The sequence below is a fragment of the Pectobacterium cacticida genome (genome assembly GCF_036885195.1).
Lineage (GTDB): Bacteria > Pseudomonadota > Gammaproteobacteria > Enterobacterales > Enterobacteriaceae > Pectobacterium > Pectobacterium cacticida.
Window position 1 is genome coordinate 3397205 of sequence record NZ_CP133656.1, and the last position, 13482, is coordinate 3410686.

General features: G+C 52.4%; 11 protein-coding genes. 9 read left to right on the plus strand and 2 right to left on the minus strand.

Features of this window, described 5'->3' with window-relative positions; genetic code table 11:
• The first annotated feature begins 124 nt into the window (after window positions 1–124).
• Complete coding sequence (gene queG, locus RFN81_RS15565; RefSeq protein ID WP_264496690.1) at window positions 125–1264, plus strand: tRNA epoxyqueuosine(34) reductase QueG; 1140 nt, start codon at window positions 125–127, stop codon at window positions 1262–1264.
• 490 nt (window positions 1265–1754) lie between these two features.
• On the opposite strand, the gene ahpF is transcribed toward queG, so the two are convergent.
• Both ahpF and ahpC read right to left on the minus strand, forming a co-directional pair.
• Window positions 1755–3317 carry an alkyl hydroperoxide reductase subunit F gene (gene ahpF, locus RFN81_RS15570; RefSeq protein WP_264496691.1) on the minus strand — a complete coding sequence of 521 codons (1563 nt, stop codon included), beginning with the start codon at window positions 3315–3317 and terminating at the stop codon, window positions 1755–1757.
• Window positions 3318–3410: 93 nt separating this feature from the next.
• Complete coding sequence (gene ahpC / locus RFN81_RS15575; protein ID WP_264496692.1) at window positions 3411–3974, minus strand: alkyl hydroperoxide reductase subunit C; 564 nt, start codon at window positions 3972–3974, stop codon at window positions 3411–3413.
• Between the two features lie 784 nt (window positions 3975–4758).
• Between ahpC and RFN81_RS15580 the strand changes: the two genes are divergently transcribed.
• From RFN81_RS15580 to RFN81_RS15615, 8 genes are all read left to right on the plus strand, one after another.
• Window positions 4759–5277, plus strand: a complete 519-nt coding sequence (locus tag RFN81_RS15580) for an Hcp family type VI secretion system effector (RefSeq protein WP_264496693.1) — start codon at window positions 4759–4761, stop codon at window positions 5275–5277.
• Between the two features lie 188 nt (window positions 5278–5465).
• A complete protein-coding gene (locus RFN81_RS15585) occupies window positions 5466–7502 on the plus strand; it encodes a type VI secretion system tip protein VgrG (protein ID WP_264496694.1) in 2037 nt (678 codons plus the stop codon).
• 9 nt (window positions 7503–7511) lie between these two features.
• Window positions 7512–8885, plus strand: coding sequence for a PAAR domain-containing protein (locus tag RFN81_RS15590; RefSeq protein WP_264496695.1), 1374 nt, complete (start codon window positions 7512–7514; stop codon window positions 8883–8885).
• A 77-nt stretch (window positions 8886–8962) separates the two neighbouring features.
• A complete protein-coding gene (locus RFN81_RS15595) occupies window positions 8963–9661 on the plus strand; it encodes an ankyrin repeat domain-containing protein (protein ID WP_264499008.1) in 699 nt (232 codons plus the stop codon).
• 126 nt (window positions 9662–9787) lie between these two features.
• Window positions 9788–10567 carry an ankyrin repeat domain-containing protein gene (locus RFN81_RS15600; protein WP_264496696.1) on the plus strand — a complete coding sequence of 260 codons (780 nt, stop codon included), beginning with the start codon at window positions 9788–9790 and terminating at the stop codon, window positions 10565–10567.
• Between the two features lie 126 nt (window positions 10568–10693).
• Window positions 10694–11473, plus strand: coding sequence for an ankyrin repeat domain-containing protein (locus RFN81_RS15605; RefSeq protein ID WP_264496697.1), 780 nt, complete (start codon window positions 10694–10696; stop codon window positions 11471–11473).
• A 135-nt stretch (window positions 11474–11608) separates the two neighbouring features.
• Window positions 11609–12565, plus strand: coding sequence for a DUF4123 domain-containing protein (locus RFN81_RS15610; RefSeq protein ID WP_264496698.1), 957 nt, complete (start codon window positions 11609–11611; stop codon window positions 12563–12565).
• Window positions 12562–13479, plus strand: coding sequence for a DUF4123 domain-containing protein (locus RFN81_RS15615; protein WP_264496699.1), 918 nt, complete (start codon window positions 12562–12564; stop codon window positions 13477–13479). The genes RFN81_RS15610 and RFN81_RS15615 overlap by 4 nt, the downstream gene beginning before the upstream one ends.
• The last annotated feature ends 3 nt before the right edge of the window (window positions 13480–13482 follow it).

Sequence of the window (13482 nt, forward strand, 5' to 3'; positions counted from 1 at the left end):
AAAATATCGACGGTAGTCTTAAAATCTTTACCTGTACTTTTTATCGACAGGCTTCTTCTGTTCAACGGTGATATTAGTACGTTGTGATAAAATCAGGGAAACACAGCACTTTTAACGGTTCCCCATGTCATACCCCTACGATCTCCACGAATTAGCGCAACATATCAAGCAATGGGGGCTAGCATTAGGATTCCAGCAGGTGGGTATCTGCGACACCGATTTATCCGCTGAAGAGCCCCGGCTTCAGGCTTGGCTGGATAAGCAATACCACGGAGAAATGGACTGGATGGCACGCCATGGCATGCTGCGGGCGCGCCCGCATGAACTGCTGCCTGGCACACTGCGCGTCATCAGTGTACGCATGAATTATCTCCCAGCTAAGGCTGCCTTCGCCAGTACCTTAAAAAACCCGGAACTCGGCTATGTAAGCCGTTATGCACTGGGGCGCGATTATCACAAGTTGCTCCGCCAGCGGCTGAAAAAACTGGGCGATCGGATCCAGGAATACTGCGGAGCATTAAACTTTCGCCCGTTTGTGGATTCCGCTCCTATTATGGAACGCCCCTTAGCGGCAAAAGCCGGGTTAGGTTGGGTTGGTAAACACTCACTAATTATGAATAGAGAAGCGGGCTCCTGGTTCTTTCTCGGTGAACTATTAATCGATTTACCCCTGCCCGTCGATCAGCCACAGGAAGAACAATGCGGTCGATGTGTGGCGTGCATGACCACCTGTCCAACGGGGGCCATTGTCGCACCGTATACCGTCGATGCCCGCCGCTGTATTTCCTATCTGACCATCGAATTGGAAGGCCCGATTCCTGAAGAATTTCGCCCGCTGATGGGCAATCGCATTTATGGCTGCGACGACTGCCAGCTCATTTGTCCATGGAACCGATTTTCACAGCTCACCGACGAAGCTGATTTCAGCCCGCGCGCTGCGCTGCACGCGCCAGCGTTGCTGACGCTATTTAGTTGGAGTGAAGAGAAATTTCTACGGATTACGGAGGGATCGCCGATCCGGCGCATCGGTCATCTCCGCTGGCTACGCAATATTGCCGTCGCACTGGGAAACGCGCCCTATCAGGATAGTATCGTGCTGGCATTGCAAACCCGTCTGGGTGAGAGCGAACTGTTGGATGAACATATCCACTGGGCGATTCGTCAGCAGTTAGAACGCCGCGCGTCGCAAGCTATCGATGTCCAGTCGACACAGAAAAAACGACTTGTTCGTGCAATAGAGAAAGGGTTGCCGCGCGATGCGTGAGCTTCTGGATTATTTGTCACCCATTTGTCGCATACGCTGTGAATAAATAAAAAAAAACGTTGCCAATCAATCAGCAAAAAAAGCACAAGCGATTGCTGTAACATTTTTAAAAAAAATTTTTTATTAAATTTCAAACAGATAATTCATATCATTTTGGCAGAAATATTTCACGACGAAGAAATACTCGGCGCGCATCCTGTGGATAAGTCTGTTAACAACAATATGTATTTTTATATTGACTAATAAAACGAGTGGGGAAAAGAGATGAATGAAGCCTGTACTCATGCTCAACTGAGCCAACAACAATGGCACAAAACGGGCAGCATTATGAATTCGTTGCTCCGGCTTGGCAAGCGCAAAATACTCATTTTTTCGATCTCAATATACCAAAACGCGGCGATGTCTCTTATTAACCGACATCGCCGCGTAACGTCATAAAGACAGTGACTAACACGACAGAAATAAGACGGAGCCCGCCTTCTAAAGGCTATTACGTCCCCGAACGGATCAGATAATCAAACGCACTCAAAGAGGCTTTTGCGCCCTCGCCCGTCGCAATAATGATCTGCTTATACGGCACTGTTGTACAGTCGCCCGCCGCAAAGACCCCTTTCACGCTGGTTTCACATTTGGCATCGATCTCGATCTCACCGATACGGTTTCTGGCTACCGTCCCTTCTAACCACTGCGTGTTAGGCAATAGACCAATCTGCACAAAGATCCCTTCCAGTGCTAGCTCATGCGTCGTATCAGTGACGCGATCCTTATAGCTCAGCCCCGTGACCTTCTGTCCATCGCCCTTCACTTCGGTGGTTTGCGCATTTAGAATGATGTCCACGTTCGGCAGACTTCTTACCTTATCCTGCAATACCGAATCCGCTTTTAATTCCGGCGCGAACTCTAACAACGTAACGTGTTTCACTACGCCAGCCAGATCGATGGCCGCTTCCACTCCGGAATTCCCGCCGCCAATCACCGCTACATGCTTGCCTTTAAACAACGGACCATCGCAGTGTGGGCAATAGGTTACGCCCCGCGTGCGGTACTGCTCTTCGCCGGGGACATTCATATTCCGCCAGCGCGCACCGGTTGCAATAATCACGCTACGCGCTTTCAGCGTTGCGCCGGAGACAGTAATGACCTGATGCGGTTTACCCGGCTCACCAGCGGGAATCAAGGCTTCCGCACTTTGCGCATCGATCACATCTACATCGTAGTCGTCAACATGGTTCTTCAGTGCGACGGCCAATTTGGCCCCTTCAGTTTTTGGAACCGAAATGTAATTTTCAATATCGACAGTATCTAATATCTGGCCGCCAAAACGCTCGCCCAGCAAACCGGTACGAATCCCTTTACGCGCCGCATAGACCGCTGCCGCCGCCCCTGCCGGGCCGCTGCCGATAATCAACACATCGTAAACATCACGCTGATTCAACGCTTCGACCTGTTTAGCGCCTGCGCCAGTATCGATTTTCGTCACAATCTCAGCCAGGCTCATCCGACCTTGGCTAAAGTGTTCTCCGTTCAGGAAAACCGTGGGAACGCCCATGATATTACGACGTTCAATCTCATCCTGGAATACGCCACCATCGATCGCAGTGTGGGTGATATTCGGATTCAGCACCGCCATTAAATTCAGCGCCTGCACCACATCTGGACAGTTGTGGCAGGATAACGAGTAATAGGTTTCGAAATGAAACGAACCGTCAAGATGGCGGATTTGATCGAGTAATTCTTTCGCTTCTTTCGACGGATGCCCACCCACCTGCAATAACGCCAGAACCAAAGAGGTAAATTCATGTCCCATGGGGGCGCCAGCAAAACGGGGGCCGCTTTGACTGCCTGGGTTAGTAATCAGGAACGACGGCTTGCGCACAGGCAGATCGTTCTTTTCAACAAAACTCACCCGATCGGATAATTCCGCGATCTCAGTCAGCAACGTTCTGACTTCAGAAGATTTAGCAGAGTCATCCAGAGTCGCAATCAACTCAACAGGTTTGGTTAATTTTTCCAGATAGGCTTTCAACTGGACTTTCATCGTATTGTCGAGCATTGGTCATCCTTAAGTCGGCAAGTGGGTACAAAGGCAAAATCGGGTGCAACGCACCCGATAGCTGATAACGACATTGCTTCTTGCTGTATTCGCTTAGATTTTGCCAACCAGATCCAGAGATGGAGAAAGCGTAGCTTCGCCTTCTTTCCATTTAGCCGGGCACACTTCGCCAGGGTGCGAAGCTACATACTGCGCTGCTTTCACCTTACGCAGCAGGTCTGACGCATCGCGACCAATCCCTTCAGCCGTGATTTCCACCGCCTGGATAATGCCTTGTGGATCGACAATGAACGTACCGCGATCGGCCAAGCCTTCCGCTTCGCGCAAGTTTTCGAAGTTACGCGTCAATTGACCAGTAGGATCACCAATCATGGTGTATTTGATTTTACCAATCGTTTCGGAGCTACTGTGCCATGCTTTGTGCGTAAAGTGGGTATCGGTTGAAACCGAGTAGATTTCTACGCCACGCTGTTGGAATTCGTCGTAATAGTCTGCGACATCACCAAGCTCTGTCGGGCAAACAAACGTGAAGTCGGCCGGATAGAAGAAGAAAACACTCCATTTCCCTTCGATATCCTTCTCGGTCACTTCAATGAATTTTCCGTCTTTAAACGCCATGTTTTTAAAGGGTTTAACCTTAGTATTGATTACTGACATCACTTTATCCTCATGTGTGTTTGTATGGGACTAAAATACAGAAAGGTGGCAACGATGACCAATCCGTTGTCTTTATCGAATCAATAAGTCATACCTTACATTGATGCAGTTCTGCCAAACATCAATCGATCTAACATCGTCCCCGCTTCTAAGCGAATTGAGCGTTCAGAATAATTTTAACAAAAGCGTCCGCCCCCATCATGGCGACGAGTGCCCCTTTACCAGGTAGATTCCATCAACGTGAACATTTTAACGGCAATTTACTGAATGAGCGATTGTCAGCGGATTTGAACACCTACGCCCTTCAAGTAATTGGTGAGGAACGCATGAAATTCGACACAAACGCCGTTGCAGTGGAATATTTCGCCAGATTTGCGCACATCGCCGTCGCCCTTATTGATTCGTCTTTTTTGCATCAACATAGAAGTAAGCACTCACTTTTTACCTGATATCGAGTGAATAATTTATCGCCTTTTTTCGGTCATTAGCAATGAATCCCATCGAAATTGATAGCCAATACCTTGATTAAATTGATCCCTAACGCCAATTTTCAGCATAAATGCGCATTCTGCGCAACTTCTTGCTCACTTCCCAGTGGATATCACTTTTTGCGCAATGGATGCCGTTTTTTCACGAGGTCTGCGCAACTTTTTGCTCAAATTTTGCTTAGGGAAAATTTGACTTAAGTGATTGTTTAATAATAACAATAACATATAAATTGGCACAGGAGTTGCTATACAGAACGCGACGTTATTCAACTCGTTCAACAACAAGGAGCAAGACCATGCCAACTCCATGCTATATCAGCATTGAAGGGAAAACGCAGGGCAACATCACCGCGGGCGCATTCACCGCCGAGTCCGTCGGCAACATCTACGTGCAGGGCCACGAAGATGAGATGCTGGTGCAGGAATTCAAACACATCGTTACCGTTCCGACCGACCCGCAATCCGGTCAGCCGTCCGGCCAACGCGTTCATAAACCCTTCAAATTCACCGTCGCGCTCAACAAGGCCGTGCCGCTGCTGTACAACGCGCTCTCTACCGGTGAAATGCTGCCGACCGTGACACTGAAGTGGTATCGCACTTCGGTGGAAGGCAAACAGGAGCATTTCTTTTCCACCATCCTGACCGACGCCACCATCGTCGATATCAACTGCCAGATGCCGCACTGCCAGGACCCGGCGAAACTGGACTACACCCAGTTACTCGAAGTCTCGCTGGCCTACCGCAAAATCGACTGGGAGCACACCGTGGCCGGCACCTCCGGCTCTGACGACTGGCGTGCGCCGGTTGAAGCGTAATTGATACCCAACCCGGGCGTGCCCGGGTTTTTCACATTTTTCGTTGAAACAGTATGTAGCCCGTCTACGCATGGGGGTGAGCAGACTCAGCCCCATGTGCAGGTGTCATCAGGGTTGACTCGTGCCGCGCCGGAAAGCGCGGCACGTGCGGTAGCCATGGTTATAGCGAGGGGAAAAGGAGAGGACAGGTGGCAAACAGTACAGGATTACAGTTCACGGTTAAGGTCGGCGCCCTGCCCGAAAGCACGTTTGTCGTGGTGGATTTTCAGCTCAACGAAGCGCTGAATCGCCCGTTCGGCCTGTCGCTCAGTCTGGCCAGCGCATTACCGGATGTGGATTTTGGCGCGGTACTCGACCAGCCGTGCGAGTTGCTCATCTGGTATGAGGGCGAACTCAAACGCCGGGTCAGCGGTATCGTCAGCGGTTTTACGCAGGGCGACACCGGTTTTCGCCGCACCCGCTATCAGGCCGAGGTGCGCCCGGCGCTGTGGCGACTGGGGCTACGCACCAACGCCCGCATTTTTCAGGCGCACAAACCCGAAGCCATCATCGCCACATTGCTGGAAGAGTCCGGCATTACCGATTATGCCTTTGCCTTACGCCATGACCACGCCTCGCGTGAATACTGCGTGCAATACCGGGAAAGCGATTTAGCCTTTATCACCCGACTGGCCGCCGAGGAAGGGCTGTATTTCTTCCACGAATTTGAAGCGGGCAAGCACCGCGTGGTCTTTGCCGACGATGCCGGGGCGCTGGCCAAAGGCCCCGAACTGTTCTTCAACCTCGCCACGCAGGGCCTGAGCGAAGGCGAGTACGTCCGTCGCTTCCGCTACGCCGAGCAGGTCAGCACGGCAGAGGTGGCCCTCAAGGATTACAGCTTCAAAACCCCGGCCTACGGCCTGCTGCACCGTAAGATGAGCAACGACCTGGCGCATCAGCGGGAGAGCTATCAGCACTTCGACTACCCCGGCCGCTTCAAGCAAGACCCGAGCGGCAAGGCGTTTACCGGCTATCGGCTGGACGCGTTAAGGGCGGGCGCGATGGGCGGCGCGGGCGAATCCAATGCCGCCATGCTGATGCCGGGCAGCACCTTTCAACTGACCGAACACCCCAACCCGACACTCAATACCGGCTGGCAACTGGTCGCCATCACACACAGCGGGCAACAACCGCAGGCACTGGAAGAGGAAAGCGGCGGCGAACCGACCACCTACAGCAACAGTTTTGAGGTTATCAGCGCCAAACGCACCTGGCGCGCCGACCTGCCGTACAAGCCGATGGTGGATGGCCCACAAATCGCCACCGTAGTCGGCCCGGCGGGAGAAGAAATCTACTGCGACGAGCACGGCCGCATCAAACTGCAATTTCCGTGGGACCGCTACGGCGCCAGCAATGACCAAAGCTCCTGCTGGGTACGGGTCAGTCAGGGTTGGGCGGGCGGCCAGTACGGGCTGATCGCCATCCCGCGCATCGGCCACGAAGTCATCGTCAGCTTCCTGGAAGGCGACCCGGACCAGCCGATTGTAACGGGCAGAACCTTTCATGCGACTAACCCGACACCGTATGTGTTACCGGCACATAAGACACGTACCACATTGCGTACCGATACCCATAAAGGTAAAGGTTTTAATGAATTACGGTTTGAAGATGAGGCGACGCGAGAACAAATTTATTACCACGCCCAGAAAGATATGGACGGGGTCATCAATAATATCCACCGCCAGAGCGTGGGGCGCGATCAGCACCTCAGCGTGGCACAAGATCAGTTCCAACGGGTCGAACGCCATCGTCACCGAACGATAGGGCAGGACGACTTTGAGCGCATTGGTCAGGATCATCATCAGGATATTGGCCGAAACATGATCCAGAAGATCGGCGCGTCGCTTAAGCGCTTCATCGGCGGGGGAGAAATCACTCGCATCGAGGGGAGCCGCCAGACGACAATGTCCGGCTCGGAAGAGACACTGATCGGCGCGCACCAACGCATTCTGGTCAATACGGACAGTTACCTGAAAGCCGCAGATATCGTGCTGGAAGCCGGACAAGCGTTAACCATTAAAGCACCAGGCGGTTTTATCAAGATTGACAGCGCGGGCGTTACCATTTCCGGCACCGTGGTGAAAATCAACGACGGCGGTGCGGCGGGCGTCGGAACGGCACCGGTATCGATTACGCCGGACGATCCGGCAAAACCCACACTACCCGATGCGCCAGATCGGCGTTAAGGAGGAACGATGCCAGGTGCCGCACGTTTAGGAGATAGCTGCGCGGGTCACGGTTGTTTCCCCTCTACCCCGATTATTGCAGGCAGCGGTGATGTTATCATCAATGGTAAACCAGCGGCCCGCCAAGGTGACGCGGTGTTACTCCATGCCTGCCCTTGTCCAAATATGCCGCACGGCGTCCATAATCGGGCGATATCCGCAGGCTCCGGTACAGTCATCATCAATGGCAAGCCGGCGGCGCGTATTGGCGATGCCATTGGCTGCGGCGGCTCGGTCATAGCGGGCAGTGGCAATGTAATTATTGGCGACACGCCATACCAGTCGCCAGTTAAAGCCTGCGCCGAACAGGCATCGAGGGATCACGCGCCGCTTTTAGCGCTAACCCCGATGCTGACACCGATGCCCATGGCATGGGCGCAAGTCGCGGAGCTGCCGGTGCTAGATGAAGCGCTGACTCGGCTACAGCGTCAGGAACGCTATCTGGCGCGCGCCAAACTGGCCGCGGAAGGAGCCGCGTTGCCAGGGCTGGCAGAGGCGGCGAAACGACTGGCGTTTAATAACGACAATATCTTGCGCGCGGAAGCGGCACAGTATGTGTATACGGTCGATGAATTCCGACGCGGCGTGTTAGATACGTTGCCCAAAGCGCCGGTGGGGTTGGATATTGTGGATACTAGCCTATTACCGAGCCTTAAAGAGGCAAAATTTATGGATACCGATTCAGGGTTTGGTTCTGCTTTGTTCAAATCTGCCATTAACGGCGAAACCATGCTGACCTATCGGGGAACCAATAATGCAGTAACCGGGGTGAAAGATTGGTTAACCAATGTCGGACAAGCGATGGGCTTTGAGACGGATCAATATAATCAGGCGATGGATTTAGCTAAGCAAGTAAAGGAAGCGATCTCGCCACCTCCCGTTATCGTCGGGCATTCATTGGGCGGCGGCCTGGCATCGGCGGCGGTCGGCGTCACCGGGTTACCCGGTTATACCTTTAATGCCGCAGGGTTGCATACCAAGACGCTGTCGCGTGCCGGTGGCGCCGACCTGGCGAAAACCAGCACGTTAATCAAGACGCAGGCGGTCGACGGCGAGGTGTTAACTCTGGCGCAAACCTATGGCAAGGCGTTGATCCCCGGCCTGCTGTCCGGGGCGGGCGCATTGATCGGCGGCGTCGCCGGTGCGGCGCTTGGGGGCGCTGTCGGTATCGCCAAACTGCTAGAGGGCGGGCTACCGAAAGCCAGCGGTGAGATGATGGCGCTTCCCGCCGTAGGCGGTTCACCGATTGCGCGCCACGGTATGGACCAGGTGATTGCCGGGATTGAAAGCCAGAAAAAGGACGATATCGGGAAGATAACCACTACCTTCAGGGGAATAACATGAAATGGTTAGCACGTATAAAATGGGCTGGCGTCGTTATTCTGGGATTATTAACCGCATGTCAGGCAGGAGGGCAGCGTATGCAGGCCAGTGAACTTTTTGCACCGCCAGTGGTGGCGGTGTTGGAAAGCATTCAAAAAGGTGACGAAGCAGCAGCGCGTGAGTTACTGTCGCAGGGCGTTAATCTGAATATCCAGGGCAAAGAGGGCGTGACGCCGCTGTTATGGCTGATTTATGAAACGCAGAATAAAAAGGCCGTTACGTTGGCGCTAAAGTTGGGAGCCGATCCGAATTATAAGGACGGCTTTGGCGACAGTGCCGTTAATTCCGTGGCAGGAGCGAAAGATCCCGACTGGCTGCGTATTATTCTGGATGCCGGGGGAGATCCCAATGCCATTGGACGGCTTGGTCAGCCCGCGATATTTGGCGCGATTGGCGAAGAGCGCTGGGCCGATATTAAACTACTGGTAGAACGGGGCGCTGATTTGAATCTCGTTGATGGCACCAAAGTCAATAGCGCCCACTATGCGGCTTATCTGAATAAATACGAAATCGCCTATTGGCTGATTGAACAAGGGGCGGATATCAATATTTATGATGAGACCGGCAGTAACCTCGCTTTTACCGTCGAAGACAGCTTATCCATTATGTCCCCTAAATCGCCGCACTATCCGTGGGCATTGAAGGTCAAACAATTATTGCAGGATCGTGGCGTTAAATTCTCGCCGCTGTCTCCAGCGGAAGTCCGGGCGCGTTGGGAACAAGGATTACCGCTGTGATTTTTCTCTCTGATTCGGTGGAAATGGCTAATGGCGTCTCCCTCCGGGTTATTGGAACTACGTCATCCCTGCGAATAGTCTTTGATGTGACAGGAACACGATAACCCACAGTTTCAGGGGAATTATATGCAATGGTTAGCACGTATAAAATGGGCTGGCGTCGTTATTCTGGGATTATTAACCGCATGTCAGGCAGGAGGGCAGCGTATGCAGGCCAGTGAACTTTTTGCACCGCCAGTGGTGGCGGTGTTGGAAAGCATTCAAAAAGGTGACGAAGCGGCAGCACGTGAGTTACTGTCGCAGGGAGTAAATCTGAATATCCAGGGCAAAGAGGGCGTGACGCCGCTGGTGTGGCTGATTTATGAAACGCAGAATAAAAAGGCCGTTACGTTGGCGCTAAAGTTGGGAGCCGATCCGAATTATAAAGATGGATCTGGCGATAGTGCGGTAAACCGGGTGTCTGGTTTTAAAGATCCCGACTGGCTGCGTATTATTCTGGACGCTGGTGGCGATCCCAATGCCATTGGACGCCGTGGACAGCCCGCGATATTTGGCGCAATTGGCGAAGAGCGCTGGGCCGATATTAAACTACTGGTAGCGCGTGGGGCTGACGTAAATTTAATTGATGGACAAAGAAGGAATAGCGCCCACTATGCCGCTTATCTGAATAAATACGAAATCGTCTATTGGCTGATTGAACAAGGTGCTGAGGTTAATACCTATTCGGCGACGGGGGCCAGTTTAGCCTGGAGTGTCGAAGACAGCTTATCCATTATGTCTCCTAATTCACCGCACTATCCGTGGGCATTGAAGGTCAAACAATTATTGCAGGATCGTGGCGTTAAATTCCCGCCGCTGTCTCCAGCGGAAGTCCGGGCGCGTTGGGAACAAGGATTACCGCTGTGATTTTTCTCTCTGATTCGGTGGAAATGGCTAATGGCGTCTCCCTCCGGGTTATTGGAACTACGTCATCCCTGCGAATAGTCTTTGATGTGACAGGAACACGATAACCCACAGTTTCAGGGGAATAACATGAAATGGTTAGCACGTATAAAATGGGTAGGCGTCGTTATTCTGGGATTATTAACCGCGTGTCAGGCAGGAGGGCAGCGTATGCAGGCCAGTGAACTTTTTGCACCGCCAGTGGTGGCGGTGTTGGAAAACATTCAAAAAGGTGACGAAGCGGCAGCGCGTGAGTTACTGTCGCAGGGCGTTAATCTGAATATCCAGGGCAAAGAAGGCGTGACGCCGCTGGTGTGGCTGATTTATGAAACGCAGAATAAAAAGGCCGTTACGTTGGCGCTAAAGTTGGGAGCCGATCCGAATTATAAAGATGGATCTGGCGATAGTGCGGTAAACCGGGTGTCTGGTTTTAAAGATCCCGACTGGCTGCGTATTATTCTGGACGCTGGTGGCGATCCCAATGCCATTGGACGCCGTGGACAGCCCGCGATATTTGGCGCGATTGGCGAAGAGCGCTGGGCCGATATTAAACTACTGGTAGCACGTGGGGCTGACGTAAATTTAACTGATGGGCAAAAAACCAATAGCGCCCACTATGCCGCTTATCTGAATAAATACGAAATCGTCTATTGGCTGATTGAAAAAGGTGCTGAGGTTAATACCTATTCGGCGACGGGGGCCAGTTTAGCCTGGAGTGTCGAAGACAGCTTATCCATTATGTCCCCTAAATCGCCGCACTATCCGTGGGCATTGAAGGTCAAACAATTATTGCAGGATCGTGGCGTTAAATTCCCGCCACTATCTCCAGCGGAAGTCCGGGCGCGTTGGGAACAAGGATTACCGCTGTGATTTTTTAATTCACCGTATCGATTTCTACTATTTTTCAAAAACCTCTCCCGCGCCGATCGCTCGCATTATTACCGGCGCAATTAATGCACTCGCATCGTAGTAAATATTCTCTTCTTTATTGACAGGTCAATAACGATGAAGGCAAATGGCTATACGTTGTTTGAAATCAGCCAATTGGGCGCGCCGCTGTACGCGATAATCTCGCCGCTGGAATACCCCACCCTGCCGGAATATTGGCAGGCTTTCCAGCCCGCGGCGGCGAATATCGGGCAGTCGCTGTATTTCGGAAAACAGGCCGGAAATTGGCAAAGATGGGCGCCCATCGTGGTGAAAGTAGAAGAAGGCAAACCCGGAGAAACCTTACTGTACTGGCTGAATGAAACGCAGCCGACGCGGCATAACGGCGTAATCCTCACACAGGGTGAACTAACGTTGTCACAAATGGCCGATTTTTGGCAGCAGCGTATATTTTGTTTATGGCCCGACGGTACGAGAGCGCTGTTTCGTAGCTATGCGCCTGAGGTATTATCAGCTTGGTGGCCGACGTTATCTTCCGGTGCACAAAGGGCTTTCCTTGGTCCCCTGAATACACTGTACCTCCCGATAATCGAAAGTGAACGCGGGGAATATCAATTATTTTCGCAGCAGGAAAAAGGTCTCGAAAATACGTCTGACATTAGTAAACCATATCAAATTCAGCTAACGCACGACCAATATTACCTTCTCGCCCAGGATAATCGCTTGCACCGTTTAGCGAATGAACTTTTTCTTTTTGTCAGTACGCACTGCGTATTTCCGCTGGATATTGAAATCGTCAAAGCGCGTTTTATTAGCGGCATTACCCTAGCCCAAAAATATTACCCCAAAGCCAGAGAAGCAGAATGTGAGGCCTGGTCCGCTCACCGCTGGATTCTCGGCAGTGAATTCTACCGACATCCGACCTTTATGTATTTGACGGAACATTATTCGCTGGCGGACAGCATTCGGATATTTAAATCAGAGCCTGATCGTATTGACAACGTACGGCTTCATTACCATCGCCCCGGCTGGATGCGGGGGGAATTACCTGACATAACGGAGGTCACGCCATGACTATCGCGCCCCCTTTCCTTGAATCGATGACGGAAGATGACGCTGCCTGGCAAACACGTCTCGCTCAGGGAGGCTGTTTTGTTATCGCAGAAGCGTCGATGAACGACGCTGTCCCCTGGCTGGCCGAACGCTGGGGAGGCAGTCTGGAACAAACCTCGTTGTACTGGGGAGAAGCCGGTCGTGTTCATGCCTCGGTATCGCCTTATTGCATTCCGCTTAATGTCGCTAACTGGCCTCAGGTGAAAGAACACGTGGTCACGCAACCGGGTTGGGGAATGGGTCTACAACTGGCGTGGTTTATGCTGGCCTATTCACCGCTCGATCAATTGATTGAGGTCACGAAGCATCTACGGCAGTGGAGTCTGGTGACCTCACCTTCGGGGGAAAATGCCATCCTGCGCGTAGGGGACTGGCAGGTGGTGAACCAACTGTTATCCGCCAGTTCCGCACAAGAGGCTTGTGCGTTTTATGGCCCGATAGCCCGTTTCTGCGACATTTCTCCTGAAGGTGCGATACGTGCCTTAAACCTCACTACTCGCGAACCGCACGCCATTCCCGATAGCCTGCCGCGCCAACTAAGCACCGAACAATGGCACGCCATCATGACACCATCCGAACATCAACATCTGTCTCGTTATATGGAACACCTGCGCACTTATCATGCTAACTGGCAAGACGCGTCTGACGATGAACTCCAGGCGTTTATCTGTCAGCAGGCGGAGCAGGCGAAAAGCAACGGCTTTAACAACGACCGCGATATCGTGCGCTGGCTGGCATTGGCGACAGAACTCTCGCCCACATTCCTTCATCAGCCCTGGGCAAAGGATATTCTGGGACAGTCGGAATTTATCGGCACGCAAAGCCGCATGGATCGCCTGTATCAAGCCGCGATTGACCATCTGGACGACGCATAAAAT